Here is a 16,950-nt window from a genome sequence, read left to right as displayed (position 1 = left end):
TAATAGCGATACCACTGGGAACCGTAATTATGACGACAACGGTTCGCTTGACGACAGGAGACGCCATGACCGCTCAGCCCGCATCAGCGCGCTCGGACCGCGCAACCACCTCCAAGCCACGAACCGTTCTGCTGCTCGCTGGTGCGATCGTTCTCGCGGTCGCCCTGAATGCGGCCATAGCTCTGGCTGCCACGGCCATGGGCGCTCCGGCCGGCTACAGTCCGCTCTCGCTGCCCGTTCAGGCCCTATTCACGGTGCTCGGCGTCGTCGTGGGATGGGTGGGGTGGAACCTCGTGCGCAATCGCGCGCGAAACCCGCGACGCACTCTGCAGATTCTCATCCCGGTGGTGCTCATCGCGTCGCTGATTCCCGACCTGCTTCTGCTGGCGCTGGGGTTCATTCCGGGCACCAACGTTCAGGCAGTCGTGGCGCTCATGCTCATGCACGTCGTCGTGGTTGGGTGCGCGGTCCCCGCGTATGTCTTGGCCAGCCCGGTGCTGCAGACCCGCTGAGGTCGATAGGCGCGAACCTCGCCATCGCAGACTCGCGGTCCTCGCGGGTGAGAGGGATCAGCTGTACACCGAGGTGATACCCAGGTATTCCTCCAGCGACAGGCCGCTGTTGTAGACCGCCGTGGCGGTATCGACTCCGAGGTAGCGCAGGTGCCAGGGTTCCCAGATGTATCCGGTCGAGCCTTCTTTGCCCTGCGGATAGCGAACGATGAAACCGAAGCGATGCGCGTTTGCTGCCACCCACTGGCCCTCGGGGGTGTACCCGAAGGCCTCTGTGATGGTGTTGAGGTCGAACGCCAGCCCTGACTGGTGCTCGCTGTGTCCGGGGCGAGCGGAGTAGCGGTCAGCCGCGGCAGAGCCGTCCCGTGAGGCGTAGCTGTTGTAGACCTTTACCTGCGTCGAGTAGGAGCGGAACCCGCTGGCGATCCACAGGTTGTGTCCGAGAGATGCCGCTTCGGCCCTCATCCGCTCGAACGCGGCGAGGGTGTCGCCGGTGAGTCCGTTCCCGTACCAACTCGGGAGGCGGTAGGTCTTGTTGGCGATGAGGATGCCGTTGATGTACGTCGGCTGAATGTCGTCGTCACCGCCGCTGGTGTTGCCGCGTGCTTGCGCTGCCTCGGCCGCTGCGTGGGAATCCTGGGCGGCGGTCCACGTCTGCTGGTAGGAACTGATCCGTGCCGACGCGGTCCCTGAAGCCGGGTCGGTGAGCGCCGCGACCGCTGCCGCGTACGCGTCCTTCGTTTCCTGCGAGGCGAGGCTTGGCGCCTCGGCTGCTGAGCCATGATTGGCCGCCGAGGTGACAACGGCGTCGATGTCTGCGAGGGCAGTGGCAGTGGCTGCTTCAAGATCGGCAGTCGAGGTCTCTGTCGCCTGAGCCTCCTCGGTGAGGCGAGCCGTATCCGTAGCGAGCTTCTGTGCTTCCGCGCGCTGCGCGTCCCGTCCTTCGGGGGCCTCGGGTGTGGATCGCGGATCCGGCGCGGTCGTTTCAGATGTCACCTCGCCCGGCGCGACGATCGTCAACAGTCCCGCCGCAACGAGGGCGTCCAGCGACGCTCGCAGGGCATCGAGGGTGGCGGAGTCGTCGATCATCTCGGGGTTCGTGACCTCGACAACCTTCGACCCTTCAGCTGCGGCAGCAACGGCATCGGTCTGGGCAGTCGTGAATGCGGAAGCCGTCTCGTCGACTGCGTCTCCGGAGGCGATCCAGTTCTCGAGCGCGTCATCGAACGCCGCGCGCGCCTTCGCATTGTCGGTCGTGATCGTCCCGACGACGCCGGCCGTGGTGAACACCGCCGCAAAGCCGAGGAACGTCCGACGCGCAATCGCGCGGTCTTTGCGGTTCGCCCCCATAGGGACAAGGGTAGTGCGCGCAGGAGCGGGTACCGTGAACTCGTGAGTTCGGAACGTCGCTACCGCGTCGACGCGGGAATCCGCGGAGAGCGTTCTGGTGCGCTCACGCGCCTGACGCGCGGGAGTCTCGCTTCGGCGGCGGCGGCCGCTGCTCTCCTGCTGGGGGCTCTGGGAGCCGCTCCGGCTGCGGATGCCGCGAGCCCCGACTCCGGGGGGACGCAACCGCCGGCAGGGGAGGTCGTGGTGATGACTGGTACCCCCGAGGACATTGCGGCGCGCGCCACCGCGGCCGTTGCGGCAATGAGCCTGACGGAGCGCGCCGCGAGTGTGATCATGGGGCACATCCCGACCACCGACCCTGCTGCGCTCCGCGACTACATGACGACCACCGGGGTCGGCGGGTTCATTCTCATGGGCGCGAACATTCCCGGCACCGAGGACCGGTTGCGTGAGATCACCGCGGCACTGACGGTCGATCCTGCCGTCCCGCCGCTCCTGGGTATCGACCAGGAAGGCGGCGACGTCTCGCGCCTCCCGTGGGACGACTTCCCGTCGTCGGTGACCCTGAAGAGTGAGCCGCCCGAGGCCACCGAGCTTGCCTTTGCGGGACGCGGCGCGCTCGTACAGCGAGCGGGCATCTCCGTGAACTTCGGCATCGTCGCCGACATCACCGAAGACACCGGGATGTTCATCTATCGTCGAGCGCTCGGAACCACCCCCGAGAGCGGCGCGTCCCACGTTGCGGCGGCCGTCTCCGGCGAGGAACCCGAAGCTCTCTCGACTCTCAAGCACTTCCCGGGTCATGGCGCGGCACCCGGAGACTCGCACCGGGGCATCCCGTCCACGACCGAGAGCTTCGACCAGTGGCGGCAAACGGATGCCGTCCCTTTCGCCGCGGGAATTGATGCGGGAGCTCCGCTGCTCATGTTCGGTCACCTCGCCTACACGTCGATCGACGACAGTCCGGCGACGCTGTCGAGCGAGTGGCACCGGATCGCGCGGGAGGATCTCGGCTTCGACGGCGTCGCGATCACCGACGACCTCGGGATGCTGGAAGCGTCAGGCCTGCTCGAATATCAGGATCCCGTTGCCAATGCAGTTGCGGCTCTGGCTGCGGGCAACGACATGCTGCTTTCGGTGCTGGGGACGAACTCCCAGACCGCAGCGCGCCTGACGGAGGGCATTGTCGCGGCCGTCGAGTCGGGCGCCCTACCCGCAGAGCGGCTGGACGAGGCCGCGGTGCGTGTGATGACTCTTCGACTGCAGACGGCTGCCGCAGGTCGCGGACTCGTGCCGTGCTCGTCGTGCACGCCCGCGTCGTAACGCGCAGCTATGGAATCGGCGGCCCAGGCACGGGGTCGATCAGAGCGGGGGAGTTGTTACGGACATTTCCCACCGCCGCGCTGACGGGGTACGCCTCCAGGGTGTCGGCGACCGTGGCTGCAGCGTCGACCGCAGCATCCAGGATGTCTCGGGGATAGTCGACCGTCGGGTCCAGCCACGCGTCAGCATGATCGGGATCCATGAACACCGGCATCCGGTCATGGATCGAGCCCAGCCCGCCGGATGACGCGCGAGTGAGGATCGTGAACGACAGCACCCACCGATCGTCGGCATCCGTGGGTTTCGAGGGATCCTTCCACCACTCGTACAGTCCCGCGAACAGTAGCGGGTCACCGGCCGCAGGGTGGATGAAGTACGGCGTCTTTCCGGCATCGGTGCGATGCCATTCGTAGTAGCCCGTTACGGGGACGATCGCGCGGCGCTTTTCGAGTGCGGCGCGAAACATCGGCTTGTCCTCGAGTTCTTCCGAGCGTGCATTGAATGCGCGCGCTCCGATCGACAGGTCCTTCGCCCACCCCGGGACGAGTCCCCACCGGGCCGGCTCGAGCCGCCTGACCGGGGGTTCGGACTTCGCTGAATCCAGCACGATCGCAGCCTTGTCGGTTGGCGCGACATTGAACGACGGAGCGGGCACATCATCGCCCACGAGATCGACCCGCAGCATCCCGACGAGTTCGGTCCCGACACGTGCCACCACGAAACGTCCGCACATGCGGCCAGCCTACGCGCGGGCTACCCCAGCGGCCTGGAGTCGGTCGAGCAGGCCCGCGCCATCCGATGCGGTCACCCACGGTACCTCGGCCGCGGAGTGGTCGTTCACCGCGGTCCGGCCACCGGCGAGGACAGCCTCGGCGGGGGAGAGGCGGCGAATCGCGACACCTGCGACGTGGCCCGGGTTCTCACTGGCGAACGCGGTGTAGATCGCGTCGTCGTGCTGCCCGTCGTCGCCCACGAGCAACCAGCGGATGTCGGGAAACTCCTCGGCGAGGCGCTGAAGGCTGTGCTCCTTGTGAGCACGACCGCTTCGGAACCAGCGGTCGTGGGTGGGGCCCCAGTCCGTCAACAGCAGCGCTCCGGGCGGAAAAAGGTGCCGTCGCATGAAGCGGACCAGTGTCGGTGCGACGTTCCACGCCCCGGTCGATAGGTAGACGACGGGGCTGCCCGGATGCTCGCGCGCGAGCCGCTCAAGAAGAACCGCCATCCCGGGAACAGGCTGTCTGGCGTGTTCGTCGACAACGAAGGAGTTCCACGCCGCCAGAAGCGGACGAGGCAGGGCGGTGACCATGACGGTGTCATCGACATCAGAAACGATGCCGAAGCGCGCGTCGGGTGCGACCACGAAGACGCGGGACTCGACGGCTTTGCTGCCTTCCACGGTCATGGTGAACGTCTGCCAGCCAGGGTCGAGCGAAACGTCGAGGACGACATCCACGACGCCACCCCGATCGGCCGTCACCGTGTGGGTGGTTCCCGCGACGGTGATCTCGACACGGGCGAAACCGACCGGCACCGCGAGAAAACTGCGCCAGCCGCGGACTGACTCGTACTCGCCTCCGCCGCGCGGCTTTCGTGGCGGAACGATGAGCACACGTCCGAGGACGCGGATCCAGCCGTCGCCGCCGTAGCCCGCGAACGGGGTGACGGTCGGGGTGTGCCCGCGCGCACGGGCGCGTCGCTCCCGCCAGGTGTGGAAGCGACGCTCAAGCCGTGCGAGCCACAGGATCTTTGGGGCGCGGTGGTTTCCTCCGGTCCGGGCACCCGTTCAGTCTGTCATGTCATCGACGGTGCGGTTCCGCGGAGCCCCACCGGTCAGGCCGCTCTCGTCATCCGTCTCCATGTGTCGGCGCTCCAGACGCTGCAACACCTTCTTGCCGACGAAGATGGCGAGGATGAAGACGGCGATCGCAGCGACGAAGATGTAGCCCGCGTAGTGGGCGCTGTCGGCGAGGTCGCGGTAGGTTCCCGCCGCTGCCGAGGAAACCGAGACATAGATCGCTGCCCACAGGATGCAGGCGGGCGCCGTCCAGGCAAGAAATCGTCGGTACGCATATCCCGTCATCCCGACCGTCAGCGGCACGAGGGAGTGCAGGACGGGCAAGAACCGACTGAGGAAGATCGCGATGCCGCCGCGCCGGCTGACATACAGTTCGGCTCGGATCCACGCGCGTTCCCCGATCCGAGCGCCGAGGCGTGAATACCGGATGCGTGGACCCAGGAATCGCCCCAGCCAGAATCCGATGCTCTCGCCGATCAGGGCTCCGATCACGACCGCAACGCCCAGCGCCACCCCCTCCCAGGGGCTCGCGACGGCGGTGCCGGCGATGATCACGACAGTGTCTCCGGGAACGACCAGTCCCACGAGCACGCTCGTTTCCAGCATGATCGCGAGGCCGGCGAAGAGAGTGCGGACCACGGGATCAACGCCCTGCACCGTGTCCAGCAGCCACGTCAGCCACTCGTTCATTCTTGAAGCGTAGAGCCGCCTGCACCGTTTAGCCTGTGAGGCGTGACCACGCCGCCGTCGATCGTTCCGCTGAGGTCGTGGCTCGACCCGGAACGGGTCTTCTGCGGCTGGGCCGAGTGCCACGAGAACGCGTTCTGGCTGGATGCCGGACCCGAAGCGGCATCCGGCCGCAGCTGGGTCGGTGTCGGCGAGCCGGTATCTCCCGACGAGATCGATCAGGTCACCCTCAACGGAGGCAGCGGTGATTCCGCCGAGCCATCGCGCGAGCGCGGCCCCCGTCCCGGTGGGTGGGTGGGCTGGTTCGGGTACGAAGGCGGTGCGCGGCGGGCTGGGGCGCCGTCCTTTCCGAGCGCGGATGGGGGAGCGCGGTGGATGCGGGTGCTCGCCGTCGTCGAGTTCGACCACGCGACCTCTCGCGTCACGGTCTTTTCAGCCGCGGGACTGCCCGGCGCGGCCGCCGCGTTGCTGGACGCGACGGCGTTAGCGGCAGAGCTCCGCGAGCTCCCGCAGCTCGGTGGTATTGCGGACCCGACGCCGGTCCAGGCATCCGCGCGCCACGACGCGTCGACGTACGCGGCTCTCATCGACGAATGCCGCGAGCAGATTCGCCAGGGCAACGCCTACCAGCTGTGCCTCACGACGCGATTCACGGTATCGGGGGCTGTCGACGCGGTCGCTGCCTACCGCCGCCTCCGACGGGGGCTCAGCGCTCATCACGGCGGGTTCGTGCGGATCTCTGGTCGCACGCTGCTCAGCGCGAGTCCCGAGCAGTTCCTCGAGGTCGAGCGCGGGCGGGTGCGGACGCATCCGATCAAGGGCACGCGCCCCCGGTCCGCGGATGCCGGAACAGATGCCGACCTTGCCGCGGACCTCCGCTCGGATATCAAGGAGCGGGCCGAGAACGTCATGATCGTCGATCTCATGCGCAACGACCTCTCGCGGATCTGCCAGACCGGGACCGTCACAGTTGAGCGGCTGTTCGAGGTCGAGTCCTATCCGGCAGTGCACCAGCTGGTCAGCACGGTGGCTGGTGACCTCATCCCGGGTCTTCGGGTGTCAGACCTTCTCGCGGCGACCTTCCCCGCCGGAAGTATGACCGGCGCGCCGAAGCTGTCAGCGATGTCGCTCTTGCACCGGCTCGAGGGGGCACCTCGCGGGGTCTTCGCCGGATGCTTCGGCTGGATCTCGCCTGAGGGAGACCTGGATCTGGCGATGGTCATCCGGTCGATCGTCATCGAACGTGACCACGCGTACGTCGGCGCGGGCGGCGGAATCACGTGGCTCTCGCATCCGCCGGCAGAAGTCGCCGAGGTCGTGGTGAAAGCGCGCGGACCGCTCGCAGCTCTCGGGGCGTCAGTTCCGCAGGGTTGGGTCGACGCTGGTCCGACCGCGTGAATCCAGGCATCCGGTAGCCTGGATGGTGCGCTTTCGCGCGCCCTCCCTGCATCCCGATTGGTACCCGTTACGTGAGTCAAATCGCCCCGACCGACACCCCTGCCGCCCACGGTCCCGACGGCGGGTATGACCCGCAGACGATCCAGGCCACGTGGCAGGAACGGTGGGCTGCTGCGGACCCCTTCCGGGCCGGGGGCGCCGACGATACGCGTCCACGCAAGTATGTGCTTGCGATGTTCCCGTATCCGTCCGGCGATCTGCACATGGGGCACGCCGAGAACTACCTCTACTCCGACATCGTCGCTCGGGCGTGGCGCCACCGCGGCTACAACGTTCTCAACCCGATCGGGTGGGATTCCTTCGGTCTTCCTGCTGAGAACGCCGCCATCAAGCGGGGCGCCGATCCGAAGGAGTGGACGTACGCGAACATCGACCAGCAGAAGGCCGGCTTCCGCTCCTACGGGGTCTCCTTCGACTGGAATCGCGTTCTCCACACGAGCGATCCCGAGTATTACCACTGGAATCAGTGGCTCTTCCAGCAGCTCTTCGAGCGGGGGCTTGCCTACCGCAAAGAGAGCCCGGTCAACTGGTGTCCGGTCGACCAGACGGTGCTCGCCAACGAGCAGGTCGTCGACGGACACTGCGAGCGGTGCGGCGCCGAGGTTGTCAAGAAGAAGCTCACGCAGTGGTACTTCCGCATTACCGACTACGCCGACCGGTTGCTTGACGACCTGAACCAACTTGAGGGGTTCTGGCCACACAAGGTCATCCAGATGCAGCGCAACTGGATCGGTCGCTCCGTGGGCGCCGACATCGATTTCGAGATCGAGGGCCGTGCCGAGAAGGTCACGGTCTTCTCCACCCGCCCCGACACGCTCTACGGCGCGACGTTCATGGTCGTCGCCCCCGACAGTGATCTGGCTGCTGAACTGGCATCCGGGTCGTCGCAGGCGGTCCAGTCGGATTTCCAGGCGTATCTCGAGACCGTCCAGAAGCAAACCGAGATCGAGCGTCAGAACACGGACCGCCCGAAGACCGGTGTGTTCCTGGATCGCTACGCGATCAACCCCATCAACGGTGAGCGGCTGCCGATCTGGGCTGCCGACTACGTGCTGGCCGACTACGGCCACGGTGCGGTGATGGCCGTGCCGGCACACGATCAGCGCGACCTCGATTTCGCGCGAGCGTTCGACCTGCCGATACGCGTCGTCGTGGACACGACGGCGCCGGCGACCGGGGCAATTCCGGTGATCGGCGAGGACGGCCCCATCGCCGACGACGCAGACGACATCGAGTCGATTGATCCGGCAAAGACCGGCGTCGCCCTCACCGGCGAGGGGCGGCTGATCAACTCCGGATCGCTCGACGGTCTGAGCAAGCGCAACGCAATAGCCCGGATCACGGAGCAGCTCACTGCAGCGGGCACGGGCCGTGCCTCCAAGTCGTATCGCCTGCGTGACTGGCTCATCTCACGCCAGCGCTTCTGGGGCACGCCGATCCCCATGGTCCACACCGAGGACGGTCGCATCGTGCCCGTCCCGGAAGATCAGTTGCCTGTGCGTCTTCCCGACGCGCACGGACTGGATCTGGCACCGAAGGGAACCTCACCGCTGGGCGCTGTCTCGGAGTGGATGGCGACCACGGACCCCGAGACCGGCGAAGCCGCCCTCCGTGACCCCGACACGATGGATACGTTCGTCGACAGCTCGTGGTACTTCCTGCGCTTCCTCTCGCCCGGCAGCGACACTGTCGCCTTCGATTCGGCGGAAGCACAGCGGTGGGCGCCGGTCGATTTCTACATCGGCGGTGTCGAGCACGCGATCTTGCACTTGCTTTATGCGCGGTTCATCACCAAGGTCCTCTTCGACATGGGCCTGGTGGACTTCACCGAGCCGTTCTCGAGCCTCATCAATCAGGGCATGGTGATCCTGGGCGGCTCGAAGATGTCCAAGAGCAAGGGCAATCTCGTGCTGTTCCACGAAGAGCTCGCGACGCACGGCGCCGACGCCCTTCGTGTGGCGCTTGCCTTTGCCGGCCCGGTTGAAGACGACAAAGACTGGGATGATGTCTCGACGACGGGCGCCCAGAAGTTCCTCTCACGCGCCTGGCGCGTCGCGCAGGACGTGACCAGCGAACGCGATGTCGTCTGGGCCGAGGGTGACGTCGCGCTGCGGCGCATCACTCATCGGCTGTGGGCCGAGGCGCCGGGCCTCATCGAGCAGACGAAGTTCAACGTCGTCGTGGCGCGGCTCATGGAGCTGGTCAACGCGATCCGCAAGACGATCGACTCGGGCGCCGGGCCCGCGGACCCGGCTGTTCGGGAAGCCGCCGAGGCCGTCGCCATGGTGCTTGACCTGTTCGCCCCCCACACTGCGGAAGAAATGTGGGAAGCGCTCGGCTACGAGCCGTTCGTCGGACTCGCCGGGTGGCGACAGGCCGATCCCACCTTGTTGGTCGAAGACACGGTCACGGCTGTCGTTCAGATCGATGGCAAGGTTCGGGCGACCCTCGAGGTGTCAGCCAAGATCGACGGCGCCGACCTCGAAGCTCTGGCGCGCGCCGACGAGCGGGTGGTGCGTTCGCTCGCCGGCCGCGAGATCACGCGGGCCATCGTTCGGGCTCCCAAGGTCGTCAGCTTCAGCACGCACTGAGGTTTCCTCCCCACCGTCCCGGTCGCGGCTTCTTGCCCCGGCCGGGATGGTGCGGTCCCGACGGTGACGCGTCCCGGTCGTAGCGTCGCGGTGTGGGTGGGCTTGCGCGCGATGATCGTCGACGGTGGGGCGTTGGTGCGGTCATCGTCCTCGCTCTCGGTGGTCTTGCGGTCGCGGTCGTTGTCGGGGTCGTCCGCGGCTCCGTTGCCACGCAGTCGCTGACGCCCGCGCCTGTGACGGTCGCATCGGCATCCGCCTCGCTCTACGTGCATGTGTCGGGCGCGGTGCACGCGCCGGGACTGTACGTCCTGCATCCGGATGCCCGGGTCGTGGATGCCGTGGCAGCTGCGGGCGGGCTTGCCGACGACGCCGACGCGGCAGGGGTGAATCTTGCGCGCCCCGTCTCAGATGGCGAGCAGCTCGTGGTGCCGCGGGTTGGGGAGGCCGCGCCGGTGGGTCCGGCCGGTGTGGCGGCCGATGGGCGGGTGAATCTGAACACCGCGGATCAGGCGGCGCTCGACACGCTGCCCGGGGTGGGCCCGGCGATCGCCGGTCGCATCATCGAATGGCGGGACGCCAACGGTCGGTTCGCGAGTGTCGATGACCTGCTGTCGGTGTCGGGGATCGGGCCGAAGATGCTCGAGTCTCTTCGTGACCTCGTGACAGTCTGAGCGGGGAAGGGCAGTGGCGAACCAGAGCCTGGGGTGGCGCACTGCGCGGCTGGTACCGGCGGCCGCGGTGAGCTGGGCGGCAGCGTACGCGGTCGTGAACCAACCTGGTCTGGCGCCCATGCTCGCGGGTGTCCTCGCGATCGCGGCTGTGGGCGGTGGAGCTGTGCTCGTCGTGCTCTCGCGACGGTCTGAGGTCATCCAGAGCTCGGGATTGTCCCGGACAGAGCAGCCGCACACCCGAATGGGCGCCGGAACGCTCGCCGCACTCTTCGCGGTCATGACGGTGGCTTTCGCCGCGGGTGCCGCGGTCGCCCTCCACGTCGCTCTCGCGCAGCCGGCGCGGGAAGCTGCCCGCGACGCATTCGGAGACGTCTCTCGCGTGGTCGAGGTGGAGGCGACGGTTACGGGCAAGGTCGAGCCCCGCCCCGGAGGCCAGCGCGCTTTCGACGCGGTAGTCCGCCTCCTCGGACCGGAGGGAGAACCGATCAGCGGGTGGACCGATGCCACCGTGCGGGTCTCGAGAGACCAGCTGACCTCGGAGCTCGATGTGGGCGCACTCATTCGTGTCACCGGAAACACGCGCCCGGCGTATCCCGGTGATCGCGCTGTCGTGCAGGTCATGGCGCTCGAGACCGACGTCCGTGAGCCTCCGACGGGGATCCTTCGGGTCACCGCAGATCTGCGGCAGTCACTGGTCGGCGCGGCGGAGGGTCTGCCCGGCGGTGGGGGAGGACTCCTTCCCGGGCTGGCGGTCGGCGACACCTCTGCTGTGAGCGTGCAGACGGATGCCGACATGAAGGCGTCCTCGCTCTCGCACCTCACCGCGGTATCGGGCGCCAACTGTGCGCTCGTCGTCGGTATCGCCTTCGGACTTGCAACAGTTCTGCGCACCGGGCGGCGCGTCCGGGTGCTCGCCGGTGTCGGCGCGCTCGTCGGGTTCGTCATCCTCGTCACTCCCGAACCGAGCGTCGTGCGCGCGGCGACGATGGCCGGCATCGCAATGCTCGCCGTTCTGCTGGGACGCACCGGGGCCGGCGTCGCCCTGTTGAGCGGCGCCGTCGTGCTGCTGTTACTCCTGGACCCCTGGTTGTCCGGCTCACTCGGGTTCGCGCTGTCAGTGGCCGCCACCGGTGCGCTGCTTACGCTCGCGCGCCCGCTCGCGTCCGGGTTAGCGCGTGTCATGCCGGCACCGCTCGCGCTCGCCCTCTCGGTGCCGCTCGCGGCGCAACTGGCCTGCGGACCGCTACTGGTTCTGATTGATCCGTCCGTGCCGCTCTGGGGCGTACCGGCGAACCTGCTTGCGGCACCGGCAGCCCCCGTGGCCACGGTGCTGGGACTTGCCGCCTGCCTCTGCGCCCCCATCCCGGTGCTGCAGAGCGGTCTGGCTGCTCTCGCGTGGATTCCTGCAGCGTGGATCGCGGGCATTGCCGATGTCGCGAGTTCGTTGCCGTTTGCACGCGTCCCCTGGATAGCAGGTGTCCTCGGCGCCGCCGTGCTCGCGCTTGTGGGCGTCCTCGTCGCCCTCGCGGTCGCGCTGCCCGGGCCCGAGGGACTATCAGCGCGCATCAGGCGGGGGTCGGCGATTCTGCTCGCGGGGGTCGTGACGATCTGGGGCTGCACAGTCGTGGCGACCACGATCAGTCAACGGTGGGGAATCCCTGAGGACTGGTCGATCCTGATGTGCGACGTGGGCCAGGGGGATGCGGTGCTCGTGCGCAGCGACCGGGCGATTGCGTTGATCGACACCGGTCACGATCCGGCACTGGTGAGTGCGTGCCTGGACCGCGTCGGTGTCGCACGCGTCGACCTGCTCGTGCTCACCCACTTCGACAAGGACCACGTCGGGGGCAGCGAGGCGGTGATCGGACGCGTAGACACCGTGCTGCACGGACCGACCGACGGCATCGCCGACGAGCGTCTGCTGGCAGAGCTCGGCTCCGCGGGGGCGCAGGTGGTGTCGGCTGAACAGGGGATGACGGGACTGCTCGGACGGGCACGCTGGAGCGTGCTCTGGCCACGCCTGGGGTCTCCGTTTGCGCCGGGGAACGACTCGTCGGTGACCGTGAGCATCGAGGGTGGCGGCGTCCCACGCTCGCTCTTCCTCGGCGATCTCTCGGCCGATCCGCAACGGATGCTGCGGGCCAGCATCCGCGGTGGCGTCGAGGTGGTCAAGGTCTCGCACCACGGCAGCGCCGATCAGGACCCCGGGCTGTACGACCAGATCGCGCCGAGGATCGCTCTGATCGGGGTCGGAGCCGACAACACGTACGGTCACCCGACCGCACTGGCGCTGACGATGCTCCAGGGCACGGCGATCGGGCGCACCGACGAAGACGGTGTTGTCGCGGTTGTGGGGAGGGTGACGCTCTGTCGCTGTGGCGAGAGCGGACGGCTCCTGTCGACGGTGGCGGATAGGCTTTCGGCATGGCCGCACCCCGTCGATCGAGTCCCTCGAAGTCGGCGATCAGGCAGGTGCCGTGGCGTGACCCCCGGCCCGCGCCGATCGTGCTGGTGTCCGGCCCCGAGGATGTGTGCGCCGAGCGCGCGATTGCGAGCCTCCGCGACTATGTCCGCGCCGAAGACCCCGCTGTCGAGGTGACCGACCTGCGCGCCGATGACTACGTCGCGGGAACCTTGCTGACCGTCACTTCACCCTCGCTGTTCGGTGAGCCGCGGCTGGTGCGCGTCTTCGGTGTCGAGAAGGCGTCCGACCCGTTCCTCACCGAAGCCCTCGCGTACCTGGAGGCGCCCCAGGACGGCGCAACCGTGGTGTTGCGACACACCGGCGCGTCGGTGCGGGGAAAGAAGCTCCTGGACGCGGTCCGCAGCGGCAAGGCCGATGCCATTGAGATCGCCTGCCCGGCGATCAAGCGCGACAGCGACCGTTACGACTTCGCGGCGGCCGAGTTCGCCGCCGTGAACAAGCGGATCGCCCCGCCGGCCCTTCGCGCGCTCGTCTCGGCGTTCTCCGACGACCTCACCGAGCTTGCCGCGGCGTGCCAACAGCTCATCGCCGATGTCGACGGCGACGTCACCGACGACATCGTCCGGCGCTACTACGGCGGCAGAGTCGAGACAACAGCCTTCGCCGTCGCCGATACCGCGATCGCCGGACGGTACGGCGAGGCGCTGATCACGCTCCGACACGCGCTGGCAAGTGGAGCTGACCCGGTGCCGCTCGTGGCCGCGATCGCGTCCAAGTTGCGGACCATGGCCCGCGTCGCTGGCCTCCGCGAGTCCTCCGCGGCGATCGCCGCGCGGATCGGCGTCAAGGATTGGCAGGTCGACCGCGCCCGTCGTGATCTGGCGGGATGGAACGAGGAGTCACTCGGGCGCGCGATTCAGGCGGCGGCGCGAGCGGATGCCGAGGTCAAGGGTGCGTCGCGGGACCCCATCTTCGCGCTCGAGCGTCTCGTGACGATCGTCGCGACGCGCAGCGAGTTCGGCAGCTGAGCATCCGCAAACGACAAAGCCCGCCCCGAAGGGCGGGCTTTGCATGACGTGTGAGGCTCAGAGAGCTGCAACCTGCTTCGAGATCGCCGACTTGCGGTTCGCAGCCTGGTTGGCGTGGATGACGCCCTTGCTGACGGCCTTGTCGAGCTTCTTCGTCGCCGAGGCCAGAGCCTTCTCGGCGGCGGCCTTGTCGCCTGCGGCTACGGCCTCGCGGGTGCGGCGCACCTCGGTCTTGAGTGCGCTCTTCACGGCCTTGTTACGCTCGTGAGCCTTCTCGTTGGTCTTGTTGCGCTTGATCTGCGACTTGATGTTCGCCACGTGGAGACGTCTTTCGTTCGAGTGATGGATGGACTGCCGGCGACGAGAGAGGGGCGTCCACCAGCGATCGTGAGGGTAAAACCCACACACAAGCCAATCAGCGAGTCTACCAGGTCTGCTCGATGGTCGTGAGCGCGAGGTTGAGGACGGCGTTGAACACTCGCGGCCTCATGGCGGTAACCAGGTGACTCGTCCGCGGAACGACGATCAGCTCCGCATCCGATGCGACGCGCGTGAACAGGCGTTCGTTGACGCGCAGCTGGTCGAACTGTCCGTTCACGAACCACAGCGGGACCTCGATGCGGCCCAGTGCCGACAGCAGATCCAGCACCGACAGACTTCGCAGGGCGGTGTCTTGAGCGTCGAGCGCGTAGCCGCCCGCGCCGAAGTCAGCCCGTGTTTCCGGCGGCAGGGTGGCATCCAGCACTCGTTCGCTGAGCCAGGCCCCGCGATCGGGCAGCGAGTCGAACCCGCGGGCGAGGAGTCGATAGGTCTGTAGGGCGGCGCCGCGCGGAATTGCCGTACAGGATGCAGCGATGAAGCCCGCGATCGGAGGGGGGTCCTCCTGGCCCGCGTACTCAATCGACAGCAGCCCACCCATGGAATGGGCAACCAGCAGCACCGTGCCGTGTTCATCCGCGGCGGTGCGGACGGCGTCATCGATCGTCGCAAAGGCGCCCTCGAGCGAGAACGTCTCGCTCATGCGCGATCCATGCCCGGGAAGGTCGACGGCCGTCACCGGGTTCCCTCGCTCGGTCAGGTAGTGCTCTTGTGCCCGCCACATCGTTCGTGACGTGCGGATGCCGTGAACGAAAACCACTGCGACCGCCATGCGTTTGAGGATACGACGCGTCGTTTCGTCTCGCTTCGCTCGCTCAACGACCGGGGGCGGTCTCGCGACGGGCGGTGGAGAGGGCGCGGGCGCCGGTAGAATCGTGCGGATATGTCCCCCGTGCCTCCACGCCGCTGCAGCCGGCCGCCACGCCGCCCGCGCAGATCCGCAACTTCTGCATCATCGCGCACATCGACCACGGCAAGTCGACGCTGGCCGACCGGATGCTGCAGATCACCGGCGTGGTCTCCGACCGCGACATGCGCGCCCAGTACCTCGACCGCATGGACATCGAGCGCGAGCGCGGGATCACGATCAAGAGCCAGGCCGTGCGAATGCCGTGGCAGACGGATTCCGGGACGTTCGCGCTCAACATGATCGACACGCCAGGACACGTGGACTTCACCTACGAGGTCTCGCGGTCGCTCGCGGCGTGTGAGGGTGCGATCCTCCTCGTGGATGCCGCGCAGGGCATCGAGGCGCAGACCCTTGCGAACCTCTACCTGGCGCTCGAAAACGATCTGCACATCATCCCGGTGCTCAACAAGATCGACCTGCCCGCGGCCGACCCCGAGAAGTATGCTGCCGAGCTCGCGAGCCTCATCGGCGGCGACCCGGCCGACGTGTTGCGGGTCAGCGGCAAGACCGGGCAGGGAGTGGAAGAGCTGCTCAACCGCCTCGTCGCCGAGATTCCCGCACCCACGGGTGACGCTGACGCTCCGGCTCGCGCCATGATCTTCGACTCGGTGTACGACGCCTATCGCGGTGTCGTGACCTACGTGCGGATGGTCGATGGCAAGCTCGAGCCGCGCGAGCGCATCCAGATGATGTCGACGCGCGCTACCCATGACCTGCTCGAGATCGGCGTCTCCAGTCCCGAACCGACGCCCACGAAGGGGCTCGGCGTCGGTGAGGTGGGCTACCTCATCACGGGCGTCAAGGATGTGCGCCAGTCGAAGGTCGGCGACACCATCACCAACCAGCGCAAGCCCGCCGCAGAGGCCCTGGCCGGCTACACAGACCCCAAACCGATGGTCTTCTCGGGTATCTATCCCATCGACGGCAGTGACTACGGCGACCTGCGCGAAGCGCTCGACAAGCTCAAGCTCTCGGATGCCTCGCTGCAGTACGAGCCGGAGACCTCCGTCGCGCTGGGCTTCGGCTTCCGCTGCGGATTCCTGGGTCTGCTCCACCTCGAGATCATCACCGAGCGCCTCTCTCGCGAGTTCGATCTCGACCTCATCACCACCGCTCCGTCGGTCACCTACACCGTCACGACCGATACCGGCGAGACCGTGACGGTCACGAACCCGAGCGAGTACCCGGACGGGCGCGTCGCTGAGGTCTCGGAGCCGGTCGTGAAGGTCGGCATCCTCCTTCCGAAGGACTACGTCGGCACCGTCATGGAGCTGTGCCAGTCCCGGCGTGGTTCGCTGCTGGGCATGGACTACCTGAGCGAAGACCGCGTCGAGCTGCGCTACAACATGCCGCTCGGTGAGATCGTCTTCGACTTCTTCGACCAGCTGAAGTCCAAGACGCAGGGGTACGCGAGCCTCGACTACGAGCCTGCGGGCTCGCAGACCGCCGACCTCGTGAAGGTCGACATCCTGCTGCAGGGCGAGAAAGTGGATGCCTTCAGCTCGATCGTCCACCGCGACAAGGCCTACGGATACGGGACCTTGATGACCGAGCGGTTGCGCAAGCTCATCCCGCGCCAGCAGTTCGAGGTGCCCATCCAGGCTGCCATCGGAGCGCGGATCATCGCCCGCGAGAACATCCGCGCGATTCGCAAGGACGTGCTGGCAAAGTGCTACGGCGGTGACATCACCCGCAAGCGCAAGCTCCTCGAGAAGCAGAAAGAGGGCAAGAAGCGCATGAAGATGGTCGGCCGCGTCGAGGTGCCCCAGGAAGCGTTCATCGCCGCGCTCTCGGGCGACGTCGAGGGCAAAGAGAAGTAGTC

Annotated in this window: 14 protein-coding genes; 8 read left to right on the top strand and 6 right to left on the bottom strand. The window is 67.4% G+C overall.

Annotation, left to right across the window (positions count from 1 at the left end; translation table 11 throughout):
• Positions 1 to 65: 65 nt before the first annotated feature.
• Positions 66 to 512 carry a DUF6069 family protein gene (locus IT882_RS08430; RefSeq protein ID WP_195691525.1) on the top strand — a complete coding sequence of 149 codons (447 nt, stop codon included), beginning with the start codon at positions 66 to 68 and terminating at the stop codon, positions 510 to 512.
• A gap of 57 nt (positions 513 to 569) precedes the next feature.
• Here the strand turns inward: IT882_RS08430 and IT882_RS08425 are convergent, their stop codons facing one another.
• The gene (locus IT882_RS08425) at positions 570 to 1,862 is read right to left on the bottom strand and encodes a M15 family metallopeptidase (RefSeq protein WP_229382002.1); all 1,293 of its coding nucleotides are present in this window, start codon (positions 1,860 to 1,862) and stop codon (positions 570 to 572) included.
• A 42-nt stretch (positions 1,863 to 1,904) separates the two neighbouring features.
• Here IT882_RS08425 and IT882_RS08420 point away from each other — a divergent pair, with 42 nt between their 5' ends.
• Positions 1,905 to 3,185 carry a glycoside hydrolase family 3 N-terminal domain-containing protein gene (locus IT882_RS08420; RefSeq protein WP_195694478.1) on the top strand — a complete coding sequence of 427 codons (1,281 nt, stop codon included), beginning with the start codon at positions 1,905 to 1,907 and terminating at the stop codon, positions 3,183 to 3,185.
• Positions 3,186 to 3,192: 7 nt separating this feature from the next.
• Here the strand turns inward: IT882_RS08420 and IT882_RS08415 are convergent, their stop codons facing one another.
• Genes IT882_RS08415 through IT882_RS08405 form a run of 3 tightly spaced genes read right to left on the bottom strand, consistent with a single transcriptional unit; the run spans position 3,193 to position 5,670 of the window.
• Positions 3,193 to 3,918, bottom strand: a complete 726-nt coding sequence (locus IT882_RS08415) for an SOS response-associated peptidase (protein WP_195691523.1) — start codon at positions 3,916 to 3,918, stop codon at positions 3,193 to 3,195.
• A gap of 9 nt (positions 3,919 to 3,927) precedes the next feature.
• Positions 3,928 to 4,929: an App1 family protein gene (locus IT882_RS08410; protein WP_195694220.1), complete on the bottom strand. Its 1,002-nt coding sequence runs from the start codon at positions 4,927 to 4,929 to the stop codon at positions 3,928 to 3,930.
• A 39-nt stretch (positions 4,930 to 4,968) separates the two neighbouring features.
• Complete coding sequence (locus tag IT882_RS08405; RefSeq protein WP_195691522.1) at positions 4,969 to 5,670, bottom strand: DedA family protein; 702 nt, start codon at positions 5,668 to 5,670, stop codon at positions 4,969 to 4,971.
• A gap of 42 nt (positions 5,671 to 5,712) precedes the next feature.
• Between IT882_RS08405 and IT882_RS08400 the strand changes: the two genes are divergently transcribed.
• The 5 genes from IT882_RS08400 (at position 5,713) to holA (ending at position 13,840) form a co-directional block, all read left to right on the top strand.
• Positions 5,713 to 7,065: an anthranilate synthase component I family protein gene (locus IT882_RS08400; RefSeq protein WP_195691521.1), complete on the top strand. Its 1,353-nt coding sequence runs from the start codon at positions 5,713 to 5,715 to the stop codon at positions 7,063 to 7,065.
• Positions 7,066 to 7,145: 80 nt separating this feature from the next.
• Positions 7,146 to 9,716: a leucine--tRNA ligase gene (leuS, locus tag IT882_RS08395; RefSeq protein ID WP_195694218.1), complete on the top strand. Its 2,571-nt coding sequence runs from the start codon at positions 7,146 to 7,148 to the stop codon at positions 9,714 to 9,716.
• A gap of 92 nt (positions 9,717 to 9,808) precedes the next feature.
• Positions 9,809 to 10,387 carry a ComEA family DNA-binding protein gene (locus IT882_RS08390; RefSeq protein ID WP_195691520.1) on the top strand — a complete coding sequence of 193 codons (579 nt, stop codon included), beginning with the start codon at positions 9,809 to 9,811 and terminating at the stop codon, positions 10,385 to 10,387.
• Between the two features lie 13 nt (positions 10,388 to 10,400).
• The gene (locus IT882_RS08385; RefSeq protein ID WP_229382001.1) at positions 10,401 to 12,986 is read left to right on the top strand and encodes a ComEC/Rec2 family competence protein; all 2,586 of its coding nucleotides are present in this window, start codon (positions 10,401 to 10,403) and stop codon (positions 12,984 to 12,986) included.
• Positions 12,899 to 13,840 carry a DNA polymerase III subunit delta gene (holA, locus tag IT882_RS08380; protein ID WP_229382000.1) on the top strand — a complete coding sequence of 314 codons (942 nt, stop codon included), beginning with the start codon at positions 12,899 to 12,901 and terminating at the stop codon, positions 13,838 to 13,840. The genes IT882_RS08385 and holA overlap by 88 nt, the downstream gene beginning before the upstream one ends.
• A gap of 57 nt (positions 13,841 to 13,897) precedes the next feature.
• Here the strand turns inward: holA and rpsT are convergent, their stop codons facing one another.
• Positions 13,898 to 14,158: a 30S ribosomal protein S20 gene (gene rpsT, locus IT882_RS08375; RefSeq protein ID WP_195691518.1), complete on the bottom strand. Its 261-nt coding sequence runs from the start codon at positions 14,156 to 14,158 to the stop codon at positions 13,898 to 13,900.
• Between the two features lie 106 nt (positions 14,159 to 14,264).
• Complete coding sequence (locus IT882_RS08370; RefSeq protein ID WP_195691517.1) at positions 14,265 to 14,990, bottom strand: alpha/beta fold hydrolase; 726 nt, start codon at positions 14,988 to 14,990, stop codon at positions 14,265 to 14,267.
• 74 nt (positions 14,991 to 15,064) lie between these two features.
• Between IT882_RS08370 and lepA the strand changes: the two genes are divergently transcribed.
• A complete protein-coding gene (gene lepA / locus IT882_RS08365) occupies positions 15,065 to 16,948 on the top strand; it encodes a translation elongation factor 4 (RefSeq protein ID WP_418887741.1) in 1,884 nt (627 codons plus the stop codon).
• Positions 16,949 to 16,950: the final 2 nt, after the last annotated feature.

It is taken from the genome of Microbacterium schleiferi, assembly GCF_015565955.1.
In the GTDB taxonomy this organism is placed as follows: Bacteria; Actinomycetota; Actinomycetes; order Actinomycetales; family Microbacteriaceae; genus Microbacterium; species Microbacterium schleiferi_A.
This window is presented reverse-complemented; position numbering and strand designations above follow the sequence as displayed.